Raw genomic sequence first — 23,247 nt, 5'->3', positions numbered from 1 at the left:
CAACGTGAGCATCAACAGGGTGAACATTTCCGGCAACCTCACGCGTGACCCGGAGCTGAGGGCCACCCAGGGAGGGATGCAGATCCTCTCCTTCGGTGTCGCCGTCAACGACCGGCGTCGCAACGCCCAAGGCGAGTGGGAGGACGTTCCCAACTTCATCGATTGCGTCGTGTTCGGCAACCGTGCCGAGCCGCTCAGCCGTTTCCTCTCCAAGGGCTCGAAGGTTGCCATTGAAGGCAAGCTTCGCTGGAGCCAGTGGGAGCGCGACGGCCAGAAGCGCAGCAAGATCGAGGTGGTGGTGGACGAGGTCGAGTTCCTCTCGTCCAGGAACGCCCAGCAGCAGGGTGGATCCCAGGGGTACCAGCCCCAGGGCGGCTATCAGCAGCAGCCTTCCTACCAGCCCCAGGGCGGGTACCAGCAGGCGCAGCCCAGCTATGCCGCCCCTGCTCCGGCCCAGGCACCCGCTCCCGTCCAGCCCCAGGCCCCTCGTCCCGCCGTGCCCAATCCGCCCCAGACGGACGTTTACGACGAGGACATCCCGTTCTAGCTTCACTTAGGGCGGTATCGCCGCCAAAGAAAGGCATTAAGACATGGCTAAGCAAAGGCAAGTCGAACAGCGCCAGCCGCGTCGCAAGTTTTGCCAGTTCTGCAAGGAGGACGTCGAGTTCATCGACTACAAGGACGTCCAGCTCCTTCGCAAGTACATGACCGACCGCGGCAAGATCAAGCCCCGTCGCGTCACTGGCGCCTGCACGCAGCATCAGCACGACATCGCGGTCGCCATCAAGCGCGCCCGCGAGATGGCCCTTCTGCCCTACTCCGTCCCCGTGGTTTCCAGCCGCGGCGGGCGTAACCGCGGCTAACCGGGCCGTCCGAGCAAAGACGACACCACGTGGGCGAGACGAGCCATAGCTTCATCCCTCGGGCAGACAAGGGCCTGTTGGATGCCTCCAACGGGATGCGACCGGGCGTTGGTCCCAACCTGAGGCGGGTTCTTGCGAACCTGCCCTCACAGGGGCTTTCCTGGGCGATTCTGGGAGGGGCGGTCTCTGTACTCAGCACGTCGCTCGCAGCCGCACTCGTGGCCTTCGGGCTCTCTTGTGCTGCAGGGGAGGGAAGGACGAGAAAGGCGTTCCTTGCCTTCCTGGCTGCCCTCGCTGCGGCATCGTTCGCGGCTGCCGCATACGACCCCCCTCGCCTCGTGACCGCCCTGCCCGCACTGGCCAGCGCCTTGGCGCTCGTCCTCCTTGCGGACGAGACGGGCATCACGGCGTCGAGGGCCTGTGTTTTGGTCCTCGTCTCTGCTGCGGTCACACTGGGTTCCAGCGCCGCCGTCGCGGCGTCGCAAGGGATGAGCGTCCCCGCTTCCATGGAGGCCTATGCGGCTTCCATAGTCGCGGCAACGAGTGGCTCGCAGAGCCTGGCGCTTCGGGAAGAGGTCGGACACGCCCTCTTCCTCGTCAGGACCTACTGGCCACTCGCCTACCTGGCGAGCGGTGGCCTCCTCGCGGCCTCCTCGAAGCTCGGGAGGGACGCGTGGCTGCGCGGTAGGGGGCTAAGGCCTCGGAGGACGCCCCTGGCGAACTTCGACGCTCCCCTCTGGGTCCTGCCGGCCTTCGTGGTCGGCCTCGCCCTGAGCGTGGCCGCATCGCGGCTGACCGGCCTTCCGGCGGGCATCGGCCTTGCTGGCAGAAACTTCCTCGCCGCTGCGCGGGTGGTCCTCTTCCTGCAGGGTTGCGCCGTCGCCGTGGGCTTCCTCAAGAGGAGGGACGCTGGTGTCGCCACCCAGGCAGTCGCCGTGCTGGTGGCCGCCTGGCTCGAACTGTCGTTTGTAATCGTGAGCGCCGTCGGCGCCGTCGACCTCGTCGCGAACTTCCGCGGACTTCCGCGAAGACGCACCAGCGTGGGTTAGGCGCCTGCAGGGCTCAATGCAGGGAGTCGGCCTAGGCCGACCAACAAAAGGAGTTCCCATGAAAGTCATCCTTCTGGATGAGCTCAGGGGCAAGGGCGGAGAGGGCGACATCGTAGAGGTCGCCCAGGGCTATGCGGAGAACTTCCTGTTCCCCAGCAAGATCGCCCAGCCTGCCACCCCTGGCAATATCAAGCAGCTTGAGGAGCGCCGTCACAACATCGAGAAGCGCGAGGAGAAGCGCATCGGCGATGCAGAGGCGACCAAGGCCCAGCTCGACGGCAAGTCCGTCACCGTCGCCGCCAAGGTCGGCGAGAACGACCAGCTCTTTGGCTCCGTGACCGGCACCCAGATCGTCGCCGCCATCAAGGAGCAGCTCGGCGTAGAGGTCGATCGCAAGCGCCTCGTGCGCAGCGCCGCGATCAAGACCGCCGGCAGGCACCAGATCGAGATCAACCTCTACCGCGAGATCAACGCCGTCGTGACGGTCCTCGTCGGCGTGACCGAGGAGGCTCCCGTCGAGGAGCCTGCCGAGGCCGAGGAGGAGGTCCAGGTCGAGGAGGCCGGCGAGTAGGACTCGCTGGTCCGCCCAGCACCCACTAGCTGGTGTTATCAACACGAATCGCAGCTAGTGGGCGCAAGCGGAGGCCTTTGGCCACAAAATGAACCACAAGAGGGGTCCCATGGCGGAAGGCCACGGGACCCCTCCTCTTTGTAAACGAAACAAAGAGACAAATCATCTACCTGCAATTATTCATCTATTACGCATACCTATGTCACAAAGCCGCACATGGTCATGCTGGTTGTCTAATAAGCAGGGTGGGGGCGTGGATGTAGAAAACTCCGTTGGCAAAATAATCCCAATTTTGTCGAAAACTGTGAAAAATGGTGAAAGCCCCGCTAGTGGGGAATAGCTATCAACAATGCCCTGTTGACGGGTCTGTTTGACATATCTGGCCGCGTCTGGATGCGCTACCATGCCCACGCAGCCGACGCTAGGAGAAGCCATGCCCGACGCAACGTACGACGACTATCCCTCGATGCCCCGCGCCGACGTGACGATGCCGCAGGACCGAGCCGCCGAGAAGTCGGTCCTCTCGGCCATGCTGCTCTCGCAGGACGTCCTCCAGGAGTGCCTCGTCGATTTGGACGAACAGGACTTCTACCTCTACTCCCACCGCGCAATCTTCCACGCCATGAACGAGATGTTCGACCGCGCCCAGCCCGTGGACCCCATCTCGATGGCGGATTACCTCAAGAGCGCGGGACAGTTGGACAAGGTGGGTGGCATGGCCTACCTCCTCGAGCTCAACGAGGACTCCCTCTCGCTCGCGAGCTGGCGCCACCATACGGAGATCCTGCACCGGGACTCGACCCTGCGCGCCATCATCGCGGCGTCGGCGAGGATCACCGCCCTTGCCTTCGACGCTCCCGAGGACACCAAGGAGGTCGTGGATACCGCCGAGAACCTTCTTTTGGGCGTGACCAGCAGGGAGATAGGCGACAGCTACTCGGACCTCTCGGAGGTCATGGGCAACCTCTACAACGAGCTTGGGGAAGCCTGTCTCAACCCCGACGGCACCCTGGGCGTCCTCACCGGGTATCCCGGCATAGACCGAAGGCTCCAGGGCCTCCGGGCGGGCCAGATGATCGTCATCGGCGCGCGCCCAGGCGTGGGAAAGACCTCCTTCGCGCTCAACCTGGCAACCAACGCCGCGGCCAACGGCGCCTCGGTCGCCTTCTTCTCGCTCGAGATGAGCAAGGTCGAGATCGCGCAGAGGCTCCTCTCGGCCTATGCGAAGATTCCCCTCTCGGACATCCGCGGCGCCCGCATCAAGGACAACCAGTGGCCCACGATCCTCGAGGCCACGCGCGACCTCTCGCGCCTGGACATCATGATCGATGACACCCCGGGAACCACCGTGACCGAGATTCGTGCCAAGGCCCGCCGCATGCTCAAGGGCAAGGAGAACGGCATCGTGCTGGTGGACTACCTGCAGCTCCTCTCGCCCCCCTCGGGACGCCAGCGCGCCGACTCCCGCGCCACCGAGGTCTCGGAGATGTCGCGCGGCATCAAGATCATGGCCAAGGACCTCGAGTGTCCGGTCGTGGCCCTCTCGCAGCTCAACCGTCAGGTGACCGACCGAAAGGGGCAGCGTCCCCAGCTCTCGGACCTGCGCGAGTCCGGCTCCATCGAGCAGGATGCCGACATCGTCATACTGCTCGACCGCTCCATGACCGAGGAGGAGGCGGAGAGGCCCGACCGCCCCGACTTCAACGTCACGGAGTTCATCATCGCGAAGAACCGCTCGGGACCCCTGGACATCGTGCCGCTCATGTTCCTGCCCGGCTCGACCAAGTTCGTCGAGGTGGACAGGCATCACGAGGGCTAGCGGCAGCGCGGCGGAACATCCTGCGGCCCGTCTCCGTCCCCAGGGCGGTGCGGGCGTCCGCGCCCCGCTGCCGTATAATTGGCCGGTAAGCACGGAAACCCAAGAAGGAGACGCAATGCCTGCATCAGTGCTGGTGGGAACTCAGTGGGGCGACGAGGGCAAGGGCAAGGTGACCGACCTCATCGCGGGTGACTACGACGTGGTCTGCCGCTTTGCTGGTGGCGCCAACGCCGGACACACCGTCATCGCCGGAGGCCACAAGCTGGCCCTGCACCAGGTTCCCTCCGGGGTCATGTACGAGGGCACCTACCCGGTCATAGGCAACGGCTGCATCGTCGACCCCGAGATCCTCCTGGGAGAGATCGACATGCTCGAGGCCCAGGGCATCTCCTGCGACGACCTCAAGATCAGCGGCAACGCCCACATCGTCATGCCCTACCACAAGGACCTCGACGGGGCCCACGAGAAGAGGCTCGGCAAGAACCTCATCGGCACGACGAAGCGCGGCGTCGGACCCACCTACATGGACAAGATGAACCGCACCGGCCTGCGCGTGCAGGACATGCTGGACGAGAAGATCTTCCGCGAGAAGCTCGAGGCCGCACTCGAGTACACCAATCCCATCCTCGAGAAGGTCTACGAGCTGCCCACCTACACCGTGGAACAGATCTGCGAGACCTACCTTCCCTACGCCGAGCGCATCAAGCCCTACATTGTGGAGAGCTCGCTCTTCCTCAACGAGCAGATCGAGGCAGGTAAGAACATCCTCTTCGAGGGCGCCCAGGCCACCATGCTCGACATCGACCATGGCACCTACCCCTTCGTCACCTCCTCGAACTGCACTGCGGGTGGAGCCGTGACGGGCTCTGGCGTTGGTCCCGTCCACATCAAGCGCGTCCTTGGCATCGCCAAGGCGTACCTCACCCGCGTCGGGTCCGGACCCTTCCCGACCGAGCTCTTCGACGAGGTCGGCGACAAGCTGGGCGAAGTTGGCCACGAGTACGGCGTCACCACCGGCCGCAAGCGTCGCTGTGGCTGGTACGACTCCGTCGTCGTCAACTACGCCGCCCGAGTCAACGGCCTCACCGACCTCGCCATCACCAAGCTCGACGTACTGGGCTGCCTGAACCAGATCAAGGTCTGCGTCGCCTACGAGTGCGACGGCAAGCGCTACACCACGGTTCCGGAGCATCAGAGCGTCTTCTATCACGCGAAGCCCATCTACGAGACGCTTCCCGGCTGGAACTGCGACATCTCGGGCGTGCGGGACTTCTACAAGCTCCCTCGCGAGGCAAAGGACTACATCGACTTCCTCGAGCAGCTCGCAGGCGTGCGAGTCTCGATCATCACCGTCGGCCCCGACCGCGACCAGACCATCGACAGGTGCTGGAGGTAGTCCGGCGCGTGACAAGGCACCCTCGCGACAACCGGGCCTTCGCCATAGTCTGCGACAGCCTCTGCGACCTCCCGCTGCCCGTCTTCGAGGCGGCGGGAGTCGTTCCCCTGGCGCAGGTCGTGCGCGTCGCCGGCACGGACTACCGGGACTGCGTCGACCTCGACCCCTCTGACTTCTACGTCCAGATCTCGTCCACGCACGGGCAGGTCAACACCTTCGCGCCCTCTCTCGACGAGTACGTGGACACCTACAATCGACTGGTTGCCGAGGGCTGGAAGGACGTCGTCTCGCTCCATGCCTCCTCGGCGATGAGCGACTCCTTCGCCCTTGCCCAGGAGGCCGCGTCCCGAGTGACTGGCGCAAGGGTCGAGGTGGTCGACTCCTGCGGGACGTCGGGGCAGCTCGCCCTGGTGCTCGCCTGCCTCGTCTCCGCCCGTGACGGGGGCTGTGACACGGACGAGGCCCTCGCCCGCGTGCGCGAGGGCGCCTTGGCGGCGCGCTGCCTCGTCGTGCCCGCGCCCGACGCGCGGCCAACGCTCTCGAAGCTTCGTCCCAAGCCCGGCCTCCTCAGGCGCGCCGACTCCCTGCGCGTCCGCGCGATGGGCGCCCGAAGGCTCTTCGCCATCTCCGACGGGGGAGAGTCGCGCGAGGTCATGCGCGCCACCGACCTCCAGCGCCTGGCGGGCAACATGGCCCGGACCATGAGTTCGTACTCGCAGGTCGTGGGCCCCCTCACCTACGTGGAGATCAGCGCTGGCGTGCCACGGCTCCTGAGCATCATAGAGAAGCCCCTTGACACCAACGAGTTCGTCTCTGACCGCGCGGCGGTGCTCAACACCAATCCCTGCACCACCTGCCAGCTGGGAATCGGTGCGGTCGGGATAGCCTACATGCCTTCCTCGCTCCTTTCGGCGAGAGAGGCGTCTGGAATACTCTGCATGCAGGACTAGTCCTTGGGAGGCAGCACATGAACGTGACCGACGGAAAGCTCGACATTCTCCTCCTTGGCTCCGGCGGTCGCGAGCATGCGCTCCTGCTGAAGCTCGTCGAGTCGCCACGCGCGGGGAGGATCTGGGTCGCTCCGGGCAATGGCGGGATGGACGAGCTCGCGACGCCCGTGACGCTGGACCAGGACGACCCTGCGGCGGTGGCCTCCTTCGCCACGGACAAGGGCATAGGCCTCGTGGTCATAGGTCCCGAGGCGCCCCTGGTGGCGGGCGTGGCGGATGCCGTGAGGGCGGCCGGGATACCGGTCTTCGGCCCCAGTGGCAGGGCGGCCCAGATGGAGGGGTCGAAGAGGTTCGCGAAGGACGTCATGGCCCGCGCCGGAGTTCCGACGGCGGCCTGGCGCAGCTTCACCGACGAGGCCTCCTGCCTTGCGTACGTGCGGTCGCTTGGCGGACCTTGCGTGGTCAAGGCTGATGGGCTCGCCGCGGGCAAGGGCGTCATCGTCGCCCAGGACGTGGACGAGGCCCTGGACGGCGTGCGCGAGTGCTTCTCCGGCGGCTTTGGCGAGGCGGGTCGGACGGTGGTGGTGGAGGAGCTCCTCCAGGGCCCCGAGTGCTCGCTCCTCGTCCTGACCGACGGCACCACCCTCGTTCCCCTTGCCACCTCCCAGGACCACAAGCGCGCCCTGGACGGGGACAAGGGGCCCAACACGGGCGGCATGGGCGTCTACTCCCCCGTGCCCATCCTCCTTCCCGGCGAGCTGGAGCAGATGACCCAGATGATGCAGGCGACGGTCGACCAGCTGCGCCGCGACGGCATCACCTACAGCGGCTGCCTCTATGGCGGCTTCATGCTCACCGAAGACGGTCCCAAGGTGCTCGAGTACAACGCGCGCTTCGGCGACCCCGAGACCCAGGTGGTTCTGCCTCGCATGAGGGGGGACCTTGTCGAGGCCTTCCTGGCCTGCGACGACGGAACGCTGGACCGCGTGGACATCGGCTGGGGGGACGACTGGGCGGTCTCCGTCGTGCTCACCAGCGCCGGATACCCCGGCAGCTACGAGAGGGGCAAGCCCATCAGTGGCATCGAGGACGCCGAGACCCTGGATGGGGTCACGGTGTACCACGCCGGCACCCGTCGCGACGGCGGCGGCCGCATCGTCACCGACGGCGGCCGCGTCCTGGACGTGACGGCGGTGGCTGGGAGCTTCGAAGACGCCCGCAACCTCGCCTACCAGGCCTGCGACAGGATCTCCTTCGAGGGCAAGACCTATCGTCACGACATCGGAATCAAGGCCATCAAGGGACGAACGAGCCTCTAGGCCAGACTTGAACGGAGTGCACAAGGTGAAAGAGAAAAAGCCCGACACGGAGGTCGCCCCCCAGGACTCCGGCGAGGAAGAACCCAGCTACGAGTCGCGAGCCGAGGCGAGCCAGGGACTCGAGGAAGCCATCGGTGGCATGCGCGACGCGACCCAGGCCTTCGTGTACGACGGGCAGCGTGCCACGACGGGCCACAGCTCCGGGGAGCCGATGCGTCGCGGCCTCGTGCTGGGCGATGACGACCCGCGCGACCGAGACCTCCGCGAGGCAGTGGTGAGCGAGGACACGGTCTGGCAGGGGCGCATCTTCGACGTGTCGAGGCTGCAGGTCAGGTTGCCCGACGGGCGCCAGGCCCTGCGCGACGTGGTGCGCCATCCCGGAGCGGTCGCCATCGTCGCGCTGACCGATGACGGGCGAATCTGTCTGGTCCGCCAGTACCGCACGGCGTTGGGACGCGTTACGGTCGAGGTCCCCGCCGGCAAGCTCGACCCGGGCGAGGACCCCCTGGACTGCGCCGAGCGCGAGCTTCTCGAGGAGACGGGGATGAGGGCGCGCAACATGGCGTTCCTCACCACCATAGCCTCCTCCGACGGCTTCGCCGACGAGCTCATTCACATCTACATGGCGACAGGCCTCAGCTTCGGCGCGTCTGACCCGGACGCCGACGAGTTCATAAACGTTGACCTGGTCGACCTCGGCGAGCTGGTGGACGCCGTCCTGGACGGTCGCATAGAGGACGCGAAGACGGTGGTCGGCGCCCTCATCTGCGACGCGGTGGGGCACCGCCTCGCCATGCAGCCCGAGGACGGCGCGGAGTAGGCGGAGCTTGCCTATACTTAGCTTGACTGGCTCTTTTTGTTGTTGATGCGAGTGGCAGGGAGAATCTCCATGGCAAGGAAACGAGAAGGGGCGCGCATCCAGAAGGGTGCCCTCACGGCCGAGCAAGCCGAGAGGCTCTTTGCCACCGTCGACGAGACGGGCCACACCAACGAGGAGACCGCCGCGCGCCAGAGGCGCCATCGCAAGGAGTTCGGCCACGGGGTGGACGTCGACCCGCTCGCCGGCGCCGACCCCTCCGGCTCCAACGTGGAGAAGGTCATCACGCGTACCGCCGTGACCTTCGTCCTGGTCTTCCTCGTCATCGTCGTGGCGCTGCAGGTCGCCGCAGGCCTCATCCGCCGTGCCAGCACCGCGAACCTCGCGGAGAACGTCAACATCACCACCGTCGCCTCCGCCCTCAAGGGTGGCGTGGAGTGGGGCAACGGCTTCACGCAGTTCCCCGAGAAGTACTCCGTCCAGGAGGCGGACGAGAACACGCATCGTGTCGAGGTGACCGTCACCGACACCTCGTCCGAGGACGCGCTCGAGGCCTTCGCCGGCTCCCAGATCCAGGCCACGGCCTTCTCTGTCAACGCGCTCCTCAACCCCAACATTGACACCGTGGTCTATCGCGTCAACGTGCATGTCGGCGCCAACGGCAAGTTCCAGACCTCCTCGTTCTTCGGCTTCCTGCAACCCACGGGAGAGATCAAGACGCTCATGACCTTCATCTGGACCAAGTCCACCACCGACACGGGGGTGCGCTTCAACTGCACCATCACCGGCGTGGATACGGCGATGCAGGAGGAGCTTAGGAAGAACGTGACGACGAGCTTCACGCCCTCGTCGATTCTGGGCGTCGTCCTGGGCGACGAGGACAAGGGCACGGGTTCCGATTCGGCCAGCGTGGACTCCACCAAGGCGAACCCGGACTCCTCCGAGAAGGGTGATGGCTCGTCCGCCTCGTCATCCACGGGCGACGTGGAGTAGACCAAATCCGCGGCATAGCGGATTCGCACATGCCCGAACGGCCAGGGGGACTGCGGAGCTCGTGCTCCGCAGTCCCCCTTCGCAATGACCAAAGCGCCTCTCGCCTAGCCTTTGAGGAGCGTGCAGACGTCTCCCAGCACGGTCTCGAAGTTGACCCCGCGCATCTCGAAGTCTGGCTGGTAGCGCGTCACCACCATGGCCTTGCGCACGAGCTCGCCTGCGAACTCCGTCGCCTCGAGCAGGGACCTTCCGCACATGACGGCGGCAAGCAGGCTCGAGGCATAGAGGTCTCCCGTGCCGTGGAGCATGTAGGGCAACAGCTCGGCCTTGACCTCGCATACGTCGAGGTCGCCCCCACAGACGTAGTTTCGGATGAGCCCGTCCCCGCGGATGACCCCCTTGAGGACGACGGCCTTGGCGCCCATGCCCACGAGCGCCTCGAGGTTCTGCCTCACGAAGTCGTCGGAAACGTCGTGCCCCTGGTAGGGGATGCCGGTGAGGATGGAGGCCTCGGTGAGGTTGGGGGTGAGGAGGTCCGCCCCGTCGACGAGGGCGCCCATGGCCTCGCACATCTCGTCGGTGTAGGTGGGGTACTTGGCGCCCTCGTCACCCATGACCGGGTCGACGACGCGCAGGGCGCGCGGGTGCTCGCGATAGAGGCGCTGGATGGCGCCCACCTGTCCGGCGGAACCCAGGAAGCCGGAGTACACGGCGTCGAGCTCGACGCCCTCCTGCACCCAGGCGTCGAGGTAGGGCTCAAGCATGTCGGTGGTGTCGTGCATGTGGAAGACGGGGAACTTGGTGTTTGCCGAGAAGAGCGAGGTGGGGACTGGACACACGTCGCATCCGGCGGCAGAGAGCACAGGGATGGCCACTGCCAGGGAGCACTTCCCGTAGCCGCAGAGGTCATGGACGGCCGCCACGCGCGGTATGTAGTGCCCCTCGCGCCGGTACAGCCTGATTTCGCTTGCGTTGGTCATGGTGGTTCCTCTCACATGGACTGATGGACCGATGCTGCAGGATACGATAGACCATCGGCACGGGGTGCGCCGCGCTTGTAGCCAGAGTGTGCGCGCCGAGGAGCGGGCGCTCCCGCCAACGTATACTGGGAAGGCACGATTGCACGGGCACAGACGAGGGGAGACCTCATGTCAGGCGAGCAGCAGGCACCGTTGGTGGGAATCATCATGGGCTCGAAGTCGGACCTTCCGGCCATGGAGGCGTGCACCAGGCAGCTCGAGGAGTTTGGCGTGCCCTACGAGCTCGTCGTCGCCTCGGCCCACCGGGCCCCGGCGAAGGTGCGCGAATGGGCGTCTGCCGCGGCAGCACGCGGCATCAAGGTGATCATCGCCGCCGCAGGCAAGGCGGCCCACCTGGGTGGGGTCGTCGCGGCCTACACGCCGCTGCCCATCGTGGGTGTGCCCATGAGGACGAGCGACCTGGGGGGGATGGACTCGCTCCTCTCCATGGTCCAGATGCCCTCCGGGGTGCCCGTCGCCTGCGTGGCGATCGGCGGGTCGAAGAACGCGGCCATCTACGCGACCCAGATCCTGGGCACGTCCATGCCCGAGTACGCGAACAAGCTGGTGGAGTTTAAGCGCCAGATGGCGGAGGTCTAGCCCTGCCCGGAAGACGAGAGGAGACCGCGTGCCAGGGAAGCACATGAGAAGGGACGACGCCCCTCGTCGGGAGGGGGGACTGGGTCAGGGCGTGCATGCGCCGCTCCCCATAGAGCCTGTCATCGAGCGCAACCCCGCCGACCCCGAGCGTCGCGCCAGGAAGGGCGAGACGACGGGGGAGAGGGGCTCGAGAAGGCGCCGCCTCCTCGTCTCGAACGTCCTCCTCGCCGTCGGCATCGTGCTCCTCCTGGTGGCTGCTGGCCTCTGGGGGTACTCCCGCTGGCAGTACCACGAGCAGGACGTGGTCAACGACAGGCTCGCGTCCTTCGCCAACGTGAGCGACGCGACGTCTGCCTCGGACGACGGCAGCGCGAAGGCCCCGGTCGACGTCGACTGGGCTGGCCTCAAGGCGGTCAACAAGGACGTGGTGGGTTGGGTCTACGTGCCCGACACGGTGGTCAACTACCCCGTCTACCAGGGCACGGACAACGACTACTACCTACACCACACGGCTGAGGGCCAGTACACTCTGGGCGGACAGGTGTTCATGGACTACGAGAACACGGCCCCCGGGCTGATCGACGGCCAGACCATGCTCTATGGCCACCATCTCAAGAGCGGCCAGATGTTCTACTCGCTCTTCCTCCTCAAGGACCAGGAGGTCTTCGACGCCACGCCGACCATCTGGTACCTCACCGAGCAGCAGAGCTACGAGCTCGAGCCGCTCTTTGTCTACTACACCCAGCCCGACGACGGGACCGCGCGCACGACCAAGTTCGACTCGGACGAGGAGCTGAGGTCCTACTTGAACGAACGCCTCGCGAAGGCCGTGGCGAGCCGCCCCGATGCGGCAAGGATAATTTCGGGCCTGAAACACGTCATGACCATGTCGACCTGCAACTACTACGATGGCTATGGCCGGTCGCTTCTGGTCTGCGTCCCCAAGGCGGAGGCAGCGGCGGCCCTCGCAGCCACGGAATAGCCCAGGCATGACCCCTTCCCAAGGAGACCGCCCAGTGAGAGAGACGTCTCGGACCGCCTTTGACATCGACGAACTGGGGGAGGGAGATTCGCCTCACGAGGAGTGCGGCGTCTTTGGCGTCTGGGCCCCCGGGCGTGACGTGTCGCGCATCACCTACTTCGCCCTGCGCGCCCTGCAGCATCGCGGCCAGGAGTCCGCGGGAATAGCCGTGGGGGACGGCAGCACGGTCTTGGTCCGCAAGGACCTCGGACTCGTGGACGCCGTGTTCACCGACGCGGACATCTCGGCCATGCGCGGCAAGGTGGCCATAGGGCACGTCCGCTATGGGACCTCCGGCGCGCGCAGCTGGGAGGCGGCGCAGCCGCACCTCTCGACCATCAGCGAGGTCATCATCGCCCTCGCCCACAACGGCACGCTCGTGAACTCGGACAGCCTGCGCGCGAGCCTGGTCGAGCTGGGCGTGCCCTTCCGCTCGAACACCGACTCAGAGGTCGCCGCCAAGCTCATCGGCCACTACACCAAGGAGACGAGCCACCTCCGCCAGGGCATTGCCAAGGCCATGGGCATGATCGAGGGCGGCTACGCCATGGCGCTGGTGCGCGAGAACGCGCTCTACGCCTTCCGCGACCCCAACGGGATACGTCCCCTGGTGCTGGGCCGGCTGGGAGACGACGGCTGGGTCGTCGCCTCCGAGACCTGCGCCCTGGACATCGTCGGGGCCGACTACGTGCGCGAGGTCGCGCCCGGCGAGATCATCCGCGTCTCGGACGACGGCCTGGTGAGCGAGAGGGGCGTCCCCGCACGGGTCCCGGCCAGCTGCATCTTCGAGGAGGTCTACTTCTCTCGTCCCGACTCGGTGGTGATGGGCAAGTCGGTGTACTCCATGCGCTTCGACATGGGACGGCAGCTCGCCCGCGAGGCACCGGCCGAGGCGGACCTGGTCATAGGCGTGCCCGACAGCGGGTTGCCACCTGCGGAGGGCTTCGCGCGCGAGCTGGGCATACCATTCGGCGAGGGCTTCGTGAAGAACCGCTACGTGGCGCGCACCTTCATTCAGCCCACCCAGGAGCAGCGCAGCCTGGGCGTGCGCCTCAAGCTCAACGCCCTGCGCGACAACGTGGCGGGAAAGCGCGTCGTCATGGTGGACGACTCCATCGTGCGCGGAACCACTTCCAAGCAGATAGTCCAGATGCTGCGCGACGCAGGCGCCCGCGAGGTCCACGTGCGCATCAACTGCCCCGAGGTGAGGTGGCCCTGCTTCTACGGCATCGACACCGACGTCCAGTCCCAGCTCATCTCTGCCAGCAAGGGCGTGGAGCAGGTGAGGGAGTTCATCGGGGCCGACAGCCTGGCGTTCCTCTCGCTTGCCGGACTCAGGCAGTGCGTGCCCTCGACCGGCTGGTGCTGCGCCTGCTATGACGGCTGGTATCCCGTGAGGATCCCTCAGAGCTTCGCCCAGGGGAAGTTCATGGAGGGCTACAGGCCCGGGGGTCCCGAGGAATAGCGGAAGCCCCCGCGTCGGCGTCCCTGTCCCGCACGACCATCGAAGAGAAGACCCATGAGAGGGGAAGCAATGGAGAAGGCCCAGACGAGGCACGTGAGCTACGCCGACGCCGGCGTCGACGTGGACGAGGGCGCGCGCGCCGTCGACGCCATCAAGGAGATGGTGGCGTCCACCAGCAGGCCCGAGGTCATCGGTGGGCTGGGCGGGTTTGGCTCCTGCTTCTCCATGGCGTCCTTCAAGGACATGGAGGACCCCGTCCTGGTCTCGGGCACCGACGGCGTGGGCACCAAGCTCGCGATCGCACAGCTCCTGGGGCGCCACGACAGCGTGGGGCAGGACCTCGTCGCCATGTGCGTGGACGACGTGGTGCCCATCGGCGCGGAGCCCCTCTTCTTCCTCGACTACATCGCCATAGGGAAGCTGCGCGCGGAGCACGTGGCGCAGGTGGTGAGCGGCATCGCCGAGGGCTGCCGCATGAGCGGTTGCGCCCTCGTCGGTGGAGAGATGGCCGAGCATCCGGGTGTCATGGCCCCCGACGACTACGACCTCGCGGGCTTCGTGGTGGGCGTCGTGGACCGTCCCAGGATGATCGGTCCCGACAAGGTGCGCGTGGGTGACGTGATCCTGGGACTTCCCAGCTCGGGCATCCACTCCAACGGCTACTCTCTGGTTCGCAAGGTTGCCATCGAGGGCAAGAGCATCGAGGAGCTGGAGGCCCCGCTCGAGGAGCTGGGCGGCGAGTCCCTGGCGGACGCGGTCATGCGTCCCACCACCATCTATGCGGGGGCGCTGGTCAGAGCCCTCAAGGTAGGGGCTCCCATCCACGCCATGGCGCACATCACGGGCGGTGGCATCACAGAGAATCTCAACCGCGCCCTGCCCGCGGACATCGACGCGGTCGTCGACCGTGGCGGCGAGGACGGGCCCGGCTGGGACGTCCCGCCCGTGATCGACTACTGCGTGCGCGCGGCGGGGCTCACCCAGGACGAGGCCTACAAGACCTTCAACATGGGGGTGGGCATGAGCCTGATCGTCGCCCCCGAGGACGTGGCCATGGTCCGTGCCGCCCTGGCCTACCAGGGGCTCGAGTCGTTCGTGATGGGCGAGTGCGTGCCGGGCAGCGGAAAGGTGAGCTACCGATGAGCGACGACCTCACGCTCTCCACCCCCGAGCCCGCGAGCCTTCCCATGGCGCGCGAGGGACGGCCACTGCGCCTGGGGGTGCTCATCTCCGGCTCGGGCACCAACCTCCAGGCGATCATCGACCGCATCGCCGACGGGACGCTGAATGCCACCGTCGAGCTCGTGGTCTCCTCTCGTCCGGGAGCCCTGGGGCTCAAGAGGGCGGAGGCGGTGGGCATCCAGACCCTGAGCCTCTCGAAGGAGATCTACGATGACCCCCTGACTGCGGACGAGGTCATCGCCACCGAGCTGCGCCGCCGCGACGTTGACTACGTGGTGATGGCGGGCTACATGAGGATGGTCCACTACCCCATACTACGGACGTTCCCATCCCGGGTCGTCAACATCCATCCCGCGCTGCTGCCCAGCTTCAAGGGGGCCCACGCCATCCAGGACGCCTTCGACGCCGGGGTGAAGGTGACGGGCGTCACGGTGCACTTCGCCGACGAGCGCTACGACTGCGGACCGATCGTTGCCCAGCGCGCCCTTGCGGTCGAGGAGGGTTGGGACGTGGACGAGCTGGAGGCGCACATCCACCAGATCGAGCACGTGCTGTACCCCGAGGTCATCCAGCTGCTCGCCGACGGTCGCGTGAGCCTGGACGCCGACGGCAGGAGAGTTCACGTCACCCCCTCTGCCTAGTGGGGACCTATCAAGCGATCAGAAGCTGCGGATGACGGCAATCTTGTTCGAGAGGTTTGCGATGGCCGGAACCTTTATGAGCAGCCGGTAGACAGGGTTGATGAGGGGCATCTTCTCGCTCAGGCTGCGGTCGGCGACGTGGCGCAGGCCATCGATGCCGGCCACCAGCTCCGCGCCGCTCCGCGCACCAAACGTGAAGCGAGCGTTGCTCTTGGAGATGCTCCTCTCCACGTCCTTGCCCACGAAGCGAGGGTTGAGAAACTCGACGAAGAGGGTGGCGCGGGCGTAGCGGTCCCGCACGATCGAGAGAATCCGTGCCACGTCCTCGGCCGAGAGGTACATCGTCAGCCCCTCGACGATCACTAGGACCGGCCCGTCGATGGGACCAACCTCGGCCGCCCATGCTTCGTCCATGGCCGAGAAGGCATGCATCTTCACGCGGTCGGTGTCCTCGACGAAGCGGCGCCGGACGTCGATGGTCTCGGGCAGGTCGATGTCGTGCCAGCGGATGCGGCCGTTGTCCATGCGCCAGAAGCGCATGTCCATGCCGCAGGCGATGTTGATGACCGTGCAATCCGGGTTCGAGGCCACGAACTCGCCCACCATGTCGTCGAGCAGCATCGTGCGGGCAATCACGCCGGCACCCATCGCAAGGTCCTTGTCGGCGAAGGAGAAGTCGTAGTCCATCCGGTCGACCATCTCGACGGCCTTGTCGTCGTGGATGAGGGCGTTCTTGCGTCGCGACTCCTTTGCCCGTGCGTAAAGGGTCTGGACCATGGTCTCCGGCACGCCGGATATGTCTATCTTCTCCATGCGTCGTACCTCGCCTGTTCCGAAGGTTGCATTGGCAGCAAGAATAGTAAGACTTTGCTAACTTTCAGGCAAAGTGACTTAGGGAGAGGCGCGGTGGAGCACCCCGTCACGGGACCTTTTCCGCCGGTCCTTGCGGCTACCTTTCGTGCGACAGCAGACAGACGGTCTCCACGTGCTTGGTGTGGGGGAACATGTCCACGAGCTCGATCCTGCGCGCGTGCCAGCCATGCCTGCGGAACTCCCCCAGGTCGCGGAGCTGCGTCTGGGGGTTGCAGCTCACGTAGACCACCGCCCGGGGCTCGAGGGCGCAGGCCGCGGCGATGAACTCGGGGGTTGATCCGGCGCGCGGCGGGTCCATCATCACTACGTCGAAGCCTTCGCCACCACGCCCCCGCAGGCGCCTCATGTACTTGGTGGCGTCGGCTCGGACGAAGTCGCAGGAGGCGGAGAGGTCGTTCTCGCCCGCATTCCTCCTTGCGCAGTCCACGGCGCCCGCCACCTGCTCCACCCCCACGACGCGCACGTCTCGCCCGTTTTCTTGTGTGGCACGGGCGGCGCAGATGCCTATGGAGCCCGTGCCACAGTAAGCGTCGAGCATGCGCTCGCCGGCCCGAAGCTCCGCCGCGTCGATGGCCAGGCTATAGAGCACCTCGGTCTGGGCGGGGTTGGTCTGGTAGAAGCTGGTCGGCCCCACCTCGAAGCGACAGCCCAAAAGCTTGTCGTGCATGACGCCCGGTCCCAGGAGGGTAACGCAGTCGCGGCCCAGTATGGCGTTGGTGCGCCTTTGGTTGACGTTCTGGACGATGCTCGTGAGCTCGGGGTGAGCCTCCTTGAGCATGCGGGCGAGCCTGGACGCGTGGGGGAGCTGGGACCCGTTGGTGACGATGGTCAGGAGGACCTCGTCCGTGGCGTACCCGCTGCGTACGACGGCGTTTCTCAGGACTCCTGTGCCTTGGTCCTCGCGGTACGCGGGAATGTGCAGCCGCTCCGCCGCCCGTGCGAGGTCGTCGATCATCGTCCTTCCGCAGGGGTCCTCCACCAGGCAGTCGTGACAGGCCACGATGCGATGGCTCCCTGCCTCGTAGAAGCCGGACCTGACCCTACCCTTCGCCCCTGGGGCGAAGGGAGAGGCCATCTTGTGGCGGAAGCGCAGGGGTTCCTCCATGCCATGGACGCGCCCTAGCTCGCAGCCGTCCTCCTCGACGGCGGGCGAGAAGAGCTCCTCCATGGCCTCCTGCTTGCGCCTCAGCTGGATGGGGTAGGGGACGGCGAGCCACTCGCAGCCACCGCAGCGCCTGGATATGGGGCAGGTGTAGGTCCTGAATCCCACGCTCTTCTCCCGCCTCGCTTGCCTCGCCTTGGTTACCAACTTGTACGGGCTATTGTACGGCCAGGTCTCGCACGTCGATCGAGCGATAGAATCTGGGAACCACGAATCGACCGCGACAGAAGGGGGACCTCATGGGAGCTCCTACCAAGATCGGCATCATCGGAATGGGCCACGTTGGCGCGCACGTGGCAAACGCCATTCTCTACCAGGGACTTGCCGCCGAGATCTATTGCGTCGACTCCATCGAGAGCAAGGTCGCCTGCGAGGTCAACGACCTCCAGGACGCCATGCCCTTCTACCCCCGCCAGGCGCGCGTGTACAACTGCCATGAGAACTACGAGGAGCTCCTGGGCTGCGACGTCATCGTCAACGCCGCAGGCCACGTCGCCCAGGCGGCTGGCAACCGCGACGGCGAGCTCTTCTGCACCGCGGAGGAGACCAAGAAGTGGGCGCCGCGCATCAAGGGCTACAAGGGCGTCATCGTCACCATCGCCAACCCCTGCGACGTCGTCGCGACGATGGTCTGGAAGCTCGCCGAGCTCGAGCCGCGCCAGGTCGTGGGGTCGGGCACCGCACTTGACTCCGCACGCTTCCGCCATGCCCTCTGGGACGCCACCGGCTACAACCCCAACTCCATCACCAGCTGGATGATCGGCGAGCACGGTGCGAGTCAGTTCGCCGCTTGGTCGCACGTGTCGTTTGGCGCCACGCCACTGGCGGAGCTCGAGAAGTCAGATCCCAAGCACTTCTCCTTCGACAAGGACGCCATCGAGGAGGCCGCGCGCATGGGCGGCTACGTGACCTACGCCGGCAAGCAGTGCACCGAGTACTCCGTGGCAAACGCCGCGACCGAGCTGGTCAAGGCCGTGGTGCAGGACTCCAAGCTCATCACCCCCGCGGGCACCCTGCTCGAGGACGTCTACGGAGAGAGCGGCCATTACAGCTCCATCCCCTGCGTCATTGGCAAGGACGGCGTCGAGGCCACCTTCCCCCTCGAGCTCAGCGCCGACGAGCAGGAGAAGTTCCACGCCAGCTGCAAGCACATCCAGGACAACCTCGAGAAGGTCAGGTGCTGGTAGGCTGACCCGTCACGAGTCGTAAGGCGATTTCAGCGAGGACCCGGCGACCACGACGGCCGTCGGGTCCTCTCGCCTGTAAATGCTACGGTAGACAATACAATTGAACTTTATTCAAAATTCGTCCACCATCGTCTTCCAAGAAGAGTAAAGTGACCCCAGTTTTAAATTAGGGTCAAAACGACTCACAAGGAGGGGTGGCCATGCAGTCCAAGATCGCGCACGCGGCAGAGCGCAAGGCCTTTGGCGTCGCCATAGACCGGATCATCAAGAGCGCATCGGGCGAAGACCGGGAGAAGAACGTCGAGCACCTCATCGACATGGCGGGCAAGCTTCTGAAGGACACCTCCCCCGGTGCCACCCGCGGCATCCGCAAGGGCCTCTACCCTGGCTCCAAGTGGGAGAATTGGCTCTTTGACGTCATCGACACCACCGACCCCAACGTGCTGCGCACGACGGTGCTCAACGGTGGCTACGAGGCTGCCTTCCGCGGCCTGCGCAACACCACGGCAAACGCCGAGAAGTACCAGTGCAACGTGCCCTGGATCATCCTCTTCGACCCCACGAGCGCCTGCAACAAGCACTGCGTGGGCTGCTGGGCGGCAGACTACGGCAACCGCCTCAACCTGAGCTACGACGAGATGGACCGCCTCGTCACCGAGGCGTCGGACCTGGGGACCCACCTCTTCATGCTCACCGGCGGCGAGCCCCTGGTGCGCAAGGCCGACGTGCTCAAGCTGGCCGAGAAGCACAACGACTGCCTCTTCAACATCTTCACCAACGCCTCGCTGGTGGACGAGAGGTTCTGCGAGGACGTGCAGCGCCTGGGCAACGTCGTGTTCTCGGTCTCGCTCGAGAGCTACGAGCCCAGCGTGAATGACGGCCGCCGTGGCGACGGTTCGTTCGAGGAGGTCATGCGCGCCTTCGACCTCATGAAGGCGCACGGTCTGCTCTACGGCACCTCCACCGCCTACACGCGCGAGAACACGGAGCGCGTCTCGAGCGACGAGTTCTTCGACCTCATCATCGAGAAGGGCTGCCGCTGGGCCTGGTTCTTCCACTACATGCCGGTGGGGGAGGGCGCCAACGCCGACCTCATGCCCACCGTCGAGCAGCGCGAGTACATGCTGCACCGCATCCGCGAGATTCGCGGTGTCGAGGGCGGCAAGCCCATCTTCGCCATGGACTTCCAGAACGACGGCGAGTACGTGGGCGGCTGCATCGCGGGAGGCCGCGTCTACTGCCACGTCAACGCCCGTGGCGACGTGGAGCCCTGTGTCTTCATCCACTACTCCAACGTGAACATCCGCGACCACAGCTGGCTCGAGTGCCTGCAGCAGCCCATCTTCCAGGCCTACCGCCGGCACTGGCCTTGGAACGACAACATGCTCCAGCCCTGCCCCATGCTCGAGAACCCCAAGATCCTTCCCAAGATCGTGGAGGAGTCCGACGCCAAGACCAGCGAGTACGTGGCACCTGAGAGCGCTGAGGACCTCTGCGCCCGCGTGACCCCCTACGCCGAGGAGTGGGCGCCCAAGGCCCGCGAGCTCTGGCTTGCCGAGCATCCTACGGGTCGCAAGGTCTACGAGGACGAGATGTCGCAGCAGAGCGTCGACTTCAAGGCCAAGGTCATAGCCGAGGAGGACGCGCGCGAGGAGGCCGTCATCGAGTAGGGTCTTTCCCGACAACGCTGCGCCGTGCCTGCGCCCACCGCGCATGCACACACGCTGCCCGACGAGTGATTCGCGCGCTGGCCGTCCATGGGTATGGTGGTAGCCAGCGCGCGGCCTCGCCGGGCGCTTGTCGTCCATAGGTGCACGGTGGCTTCGCCGTCGCGTTCTTCCCCTCGGCGTCGCCGCCAGACTTGCGGCTCGAGGAGGAACCATGGCAGATTCGTCTAACGAGAGGGTAAAGAACCTCGCACTCGTGGGCCAAGGCGGCGTGGGCAAGACCATGCTGGCCGAGGCCATGCTTCACCTGACGGGCAAGACGACCCGTCTGGGAGGCCACGCCGGCACTAAGCCCACGCTTGACTACGACAGCGAGGAGGGCGCCCGCGGCTTCTCCATCTCGACCACCATCGCGCCGGTCGAGTGGAACGGCGTAAGGATCAACGTCCTGGATGCCCCCTGCTATCCTGACTTCGTCGGCGACGCCTATGGCGCTCTCGCCGCGGCTGAGACGGCGCTCTTCATGGTCGACGCGGCGAGCGGCCCTGGCACCATCACCACCCGCCTTTGGTTCGCCGCCGAGGAGCTCTCGCTCGCCCGCGCGCTCTTCATCAACCGCTTGGACCGCTCCGACGCGGACTGGGACACCGCCCTGCTCACGGCCCAGGAGCGCTTCGGCAACCGCCTGGCCCCCGTCACCATCCCCATGGGGTCTGGGGATGCCTTCGCGGGCATCATCGACGTCGTGCACATGAGGTCACGCCACCTCGTGGACGGCAAGCCCGTGGTGGGGGAGGTCCCCGCCGAGTTCCTCGAGGCCGCCCAGGCGGCCCACGCGCAGCTCACCGAACTCGTCGTCGAGGCGGACGACGAGGCCATGATGACCTACCTTGAGGGCGGCGAGATCAGCCAGGAGCTGCTCGAGTCCCTTCTCGCCACCGCCATCGCACAGCGCATCTTCGTCCCCGTCTTCGCGGGCTCCTGCGTCAAGGAGGAGGGCGTCATCTCGCTCATGGACGACGTGGCGGCGTGGTTCCCCAGCATGGCCGACTTCGGTCGCGTGCCCCTGGTCAACGGGGAGACGCTGGACATCTCTCCCGACGACGATCGCCCCGTCGCCTTCGTGTTCAAGTCGCTGCAGGACCAGCAGAACGGGCGCCTCTCCTTCGTCAAGGTCCTGGCCGGCACGCTTACGCCCGGCATCGAGCTCATGAACGCGCGCACCCGCAAGACCGAGCGGCTGGGTCACCTCTACAGCATGTGCGGCCGCGAGACCACCGACGTCAAGTCGGTCGCGGCGGGCGACGTCTGCGTGGTTCCCAAGCTCGAGGCAATGACCGGCGACACCCTCTCGGTCACCGGGAAGGTCGAGGCCGCCGCCTTCCGCTTCCCCAACTCCCTCTATCGCATCGCCGTCGAGCCGGACGAGCGCGGGAGCGAGGGCAAGGTCTTTGCCTTCCTGGAGAAGAGCGCGGCCGCCGATCCCACGCTGAGCGTCGAGCGCGACGAGGAGACCGGGCAGACCGTCATCTCCGCCATCGGAGAGGCGCAGGTCTCCGTCCTCCTCGACCGTCTCGAGGAGCGCGCGGGCGTCACGGCTCACACCGTCAAGCTGCGCATCCCCTATCGCGAGACCATCCGCCGCGTCGCGAGCGCCCAGGGTCGTCACAAGAAGCAGACCGGCGGCGCCGGCCAGTACGGCGACTGCTGGCTGCGTGTCGAGCCCAACCCCGGAGCGGGCTACGAGTTCGTGGACGAGGTCGTGGGCGGGCACATCCCGCGCAACTTCATCCCCGCCATCGACAAGGGCGTGCAGGAGACCATGGTGGACGGCGTCCTTGCCGGATACCCCCTCATCGACGTGCGCGTTGCCGTGTACGACGGTTCCTACCACCCTGTCGACTCCAACGAGATGGCCTTCAAGACGGCAGCGCGCATTGGCTTCCAGAAGGCGATAGGCCAGGCAGAGCCCGTCCTGCTCGAGCCCATGGCCCACATGAGCATCACCGTGCCCGACAGCTACGCCGGCTCGATCATGGGTGACGTGTCCGCCTCTCGTGGCCGCGTCGAGGGCATGTCGGCCGCCAGCGGCCAGGGCGAGCAGGGCATGACCACCATCGAGGCGACCATTCCCTACGCCGAGGTCACCGACTACGCCACGCGCCTGCGCTCGCTCTCGCGCGGGACGGGCGAGTTCGAGCTCGAGGTCTCGGGCTACGAGCAGGTGCCCCACGACGTGCAGGCCAAGCTCGCGGCAGAGTATGCCGAGAGGCGCGCAGAGGGCAGGTAGCGGCAGGCGAGGCGGGCCGCGCGGGTCACAGGATGGGGGTGTCGCCCTTGCGGCGGCACCCCCTCGCGCTTGCGGTTTGGCGGGTGCCTGCCTCCGTCCCGCGCGTCTGGTCTATTCTTGTCTGACGGAACCCTGCGAGCCGTTAGGTTGGTTGAACCATGTGGAGCGAGCTCTTCCCTGCCGTCCTGGCGTCCTGCGCCGTCATCTTCGTCCCGGGCTATCTCATGGGACGGGCCCTCGGCCTTTCCCGGAGCTGGTCCGTGTGCATGGCGCCCCTGCCTTCCTTTGGGCTCATCGCCCTCGCCGGCATCCTGTATGGGACGTTGGGCGTTGCGGCCCAACCCCTGACGCTCCTCCTCCCCC

Annotated in this window: 22 protein-coding genes; 19 read left to right on the top strand and 3 right to left on the bottom strand. The window is 66.2% G+C overall.

What is annotated here, in order from left to right; all coding sequences use genetic code 11:
* Positions 1-4 precede the first annotated feature (4 nt).
* The 10 genes from ACMPH2_RS08840 (at position 5) to ACMPH2_RS08795 (ending at position 9,777) form a co-directional block, all read left to right on the top strand.
* A complete protein-coding gene (locus ACMPH2_RS08840) occupies positions 5-547 on the top strand; it encodes a single-stranded DNA-binding protein (protein WP_062531807.1) in 543 nt (180 codons plus the stop codon).
* A gap of 43 nt (positions 548-590) precedes the next feature.
* Positions 591-863, top strand: a complete 273-nt coding sequence (rpsR, locus tag ACMPH2_RS08835; protein WP_009278267.1) for a 30S ribosomal protein S18 — start codon at positions 591-593, stop codon at positions 861-863.
* A gap of 29 nt (positions 864-892) precedes the next feature.
* Positions 893-1,912, top strand: coding sequence for a hypothetical protein (locus ACMPH2_RS08830; RefSeq protein WP_417119242.1), 1,020 nt, complete (start codon positions 893-895; stop codon positions 1,910-1,912).
* A gap of 58 nt (positions 1,913-1,970) precedes the next feature.
* Entirely contained in the window at positions 1,971-2,483 is a 513-nt protein-coding gene (gene rplI / locus ACMPH2_RS08825) for a 50S ribosomal protein L9 (protein ID WP_062531517.1), read from the top strand.
* A 433-nt stretch (positions 2,484-2,916) separates the two neighbouring features.
* Positions 2,917-4,302 (top strand): replicative DNA helicase, encoded by a 1,386-nt coding sequence (gene dnaB, locus ACMPH2_RS08820; protein ID WP_417119241.1) that lies wholly within the window; start codon positions 2,917-2,919, stop codon positions 4,300-4,302.
* Between the two features lie 115 nt (positions 4,303-4,417).
* Positions 4,418-5,698: an adenylosuccinate synthase gene (locus ACMPH2_RS08815; RefSeq protein ID WP_417119240.1), complete on the top strand. Its 1,281-nt coding sequence runs from the start codon at positions 4,418-4,420 to the stop codon at positions 5,696-5,698.
* An 8-nt stretch (positions 5,699-5,706) separates the two neighbouring features.
* On the top strand, positions 5,707-6,648 hold the full coding sequence (locus tag ACMPH2_RS08810; protein ID WP_417119239.1) for a DegV family protein: 942 nt from the start codon (positions 5,707-5,709) through the stop codon (positions 6,646-6,648).
* A 17-nt stretch (positions 6,649-6,665) separates the two neighbouring features.
* Positions 6,666-7,967: a phosphoribosylamine--glycine ligase gene (purD, locus tag ACMPH2_RS08805; RefSeq protein ID WP_417119238.1), complete on the top strand. Its 1,302-nt coding sequence runs from the start codon at positions 6,666-6,668 to the stop codon at positions 7,965-7,967.
* A 139-nt stretch (positions 7,968-8,106) separates the two neighbouring features.
* Entirely contained in the window at positions 8,107-8,787 is a 681-nt protein-coding gene (locus ACMPH2_RS08800; protein ID WP_083823530.1) for an NUDIX domain-containing protein, read from the top strand.
* 69 nt (positions 8,788-8,856) lie between these two features.
* Entirely contained in the window at positions 8,857-9,777 is a 921-nt protein-coding gene (locus ACMPH2_RS08795; RefSeq protein ID WP_417119237.1) for a hypothetical protein, read from the top strand.
* A gap of 104 nt (positions 9,778-9,881) precedes the next feature.
* Here the strand turns inward: ACMPH2_RS08795 and ACMPH2_RS08790 are convergent, their stop codons facing one another.
* Complete coding sequence (locus ACMPH2_RS08790; protein WP_417119236.1) at positions 9,882-10,757, bottom strand: bifunctional hydroxymethylpyrimidine kinase/phosphomethylpyrimidine kinase; 876 nt, start codon at positions 10,755-10,757, stop codon at positions 9,882-9,884.
* A 168-nt stretch (positions 10,758-10,925) separates the two neighbouring features.
* Here ACMPH2_RS08790 and purE point away from each other — a divergent pair, with 168 nt between their 5' ends.
* From purE to purN, 5 genes are all read left to right on the top strand, one after another.
* Positions 10,926-11,396: a 5-(carboxyamino)imidazole ribonucleotide mutase gene (gene purE, locus ACMPH2_RS08785; RefSeq protein ID WP_417119235.1), complete on the top strand. Its 471-nt coding sequence runs from the start codon at positions 10,926-10,928 to the stop codon at positions 11,394-11,396.
* Positions 11,397-11,424: 28 nt separating this feature from the next.
* Positions 11,425-12,378 carry a class B sortase gene (locus tag ACMPH2_RS08780; RefSeq protein ID WP_009278256.1) on the top strand — a complete coding sequence of 318 codons (954 nt, stop codon included), beginning with the start codon at positions 11,425-11,427 and terminating at the stop codon, positions 12,376-12,378.
* 34 nt (positions 12,379-12,412) lie between these two features.
* A complete protein-coding gene (gene purF / locus ACMPH2_RS08775) occupies positions 12,413-13,882 on the top strand; it encodes an amidophosphoribosyltransferase (protein WP_417119234.1) in 1,470 nt (489 codons plus the stop codon).
* 69 nt (positions 13,883-13,951) lie between these two features.
* Entirely contained in the window at positions 13,952-15,025 is a 1,074-nt protein-coding gene (gene purM, locus ACMPH2_RS08770; protein WP_009278254.1) for a phosphoribosylformylglycinamidine cyclo-ligase, read from the top strand.
* Positions 15,022-15,705, top strand: a complete 684-nt coding sequence (gene purN, locus ACMPH2_RS08765) for a phosphoribosylglycinamide formyltransferase (protein WP_009278253.1) — start codon at positions 15,022-15,024, stop codon at positions 15,703-15,705. Before purM ends, purN begins: the two co-directional genes overlap by 4 nt.
* An 18-nt stretch (positions 15,706-15,723) precedes the next feature.
* Here purN and ACMPH2_RS08760 read toward each other — a convergent pair whose 3' ends face one another.
* A complete protein-coding gene (locus ACMPH2_RS08760) occupies positions 15,724-16,518 on the bottom strand; it encodes a class I SAM-dependent methyltransferase (protein ID WP_009278252.1) in 795 nt (264 codons plus the stop codon).
* A gap of 136 nt (positions 16,519-16,654) precedes the next feature.
* On the bottom strand, positions 16,655-17,848 hold the full coding sequence (gene rlmD, locus ACMPH2_RS08755) for a 23S rRNA (uracil(1939)-C(5))-methyltransferase RlmD (RefSeq protein WP_417119233.1): 1,194 nt from the start codon (positions 17,846-17,848) through the stop codon (positions 16,655-16,657).
* Between the two features lie 131 nt (positions 17,849-17,979).
* On the opposite strand from rlmD, the gene ACMPH2_RS08750 reads away from it, so the two are divergent.
* From ACMPH2_RS08750 to ACMPH2_RS08735, 4 genes are all read left to right on the top strand, one after another.
* Positions 17,980-18,927 carry a lactate/malate family dehydrogenase gene (locus ACMPH2_RS08750; protein WP_062531508.1) on the top strand — a complete coding sequence of 316 codons (948 nt, stop codon included), beginning with the start codon at positions 17,980-17,982 and terminating at the stop codon, positions 18,925-18,927.
* A gap of 200 nt (positions 18,928-19,127) precedes the next feature.
* Entirely contained in the window at positions 19,128-20,597 is a 1,470-nt protein-coding gene (locus ACMPH2_RS08745; RefSeq protein ID WP_062531507.1) for a radical SAM/SPASM domain-containing protein, read from the top strand.
* A 211-nt stretch (positions 20,598-20,808) separates the two neighbouring features.
* Positions 20,809-22,884 carry an elongation factor G gene (locus tag ACMPH2_RS08740; protein ID WP_062531506.1) on the top strand — a complete coding sequence of 692 codons (2,076 nt, stop codon included), beginning with the start codon at positions 20,809-20,811 and terminating at the stop codon, positions 22,882-22,884.
* Between the two features lie 158 nt (positions 22,885-23,042).
* The coding region (locus ACMPH2_RS08735; protein WP_417119232.1) for a DUF6541 family protein at positions 23,043-23,247 on the top strand (205 nt) is incomplete at its 3' end.

Origin of the sequence: Olsenella phocaeensis, assembly GCF_048189965.1 — a bacterium.
GTDB classification, from domain to species: Bacteria; Actinomycetota; Coriobacteriia; order Coriobacteriales; family Atopobiaceae; genus Olsenella_I; species Olsenella_I phocaeensis.
The sequence above is the reverse complement of the archived record's forward strand: the minus strand, read 5'-3'. Positions and strand labels throughout refer to the sequence as shown.

Coding starts and splice junctions, on each gene's coding strand:
- rpsR (WP_009278267.1), top strand. CDS start 591: ATGGCTAAGCAAAGGCAAGTCGAACAGCGCCAGCCGCGTCGCAAGTTT.
- rplI (WP_062531517.1), top strand. CDS start 1,971: ATGAAAGTCATCCTTCTGGATGAGCTCAGGGGCAAGGGCGGAGAGGGC.
- dnaB (WP_417119241.1), top strand. CDS start 2,917: ATGCCCGACGCAACGTACGACGACTATCCCTCGATGCCCCGCGCCGAC.
- ACMPH2_RS08815 (WP_417119240.1), top strand. CDS start 4,418: ATGCCTGCATCAGTGCTGGTGGGAACTCAGTGGGGCGACGAGGGCAAG.
- purD (WP_417119238.1), top strand. CDS start 6,666: ATGAACGTGACCGACGGAAAGCTCGACATTCTCCTCCTTGGCTCCGGC.
- ACMPH2_RS08800 (WP_083823530.1), top strand. CDS start 8,107: ATGCGCGACGCGACCCAGGCCTTCGTGTACGACGGGCAGCGTGCCACG.
- ACMPH2_RS08795 (WP_417119237.1), top strand. CDS start 8,857: ATGGCAAGGAAACGAGAAGGGGCGCGCATCCAGAAGGGTGCCCTCACG.
- ACMPH2_RS08790 (WP_417119236.1), bottom strand. CDS start 10,757: ATGACCAACGCAAGCGAAATCAGGCTGTACCGGCGCGAGGGGCACTAC.
- purE (WP_417119235.1), top strand. CDS start 10,926: ATGTCAGGCGAGCAGCAGGCACCGTTGGTGGGAATCATCATGGGCTCG.
- purM (WP_009278254.1), top strand. CDS start 13,952: ATGGAGAAGGCCCAGACGAGGCACGTGAGCTACGCCGACGCCGGCGTC.
- purN (WP_009278253.1), top strand. CDS start 15,022: ATGAGCGACGACCTCACGCTCTCCACCCCCGAGCCCGCGAGCCTTCCC.
- ACMPH2_RS08760 (WP_009278252.1), bottom strand. CDS start 16,518: ATGGAGAAGATAGACATATCCGGCGTGCCGGAGACCATGGTCCAGACC.
- ACMPH2_RS08750 (WP_062531508.1), top strand. CDS start 17,980: ATGGGAGCTCCTACCAAGATCGGCATCATCGGAATGGGCCACGTTGGC.
- ACMPH2_RS08745 (WP_062531507.1), top strand. CDS start 19,128: ATGCAGTCCAAGATCGCGCACGCGGCAGAGCGCAAGGCCTTTGGCGTC.
- ACMPH2_RS08740 (WP_062531506.1), top strand. CDS start 20,809: ATGGCAGATTCGTCTAACGAGAGGGTAAAGAACCTCGCACTCGTGGGC.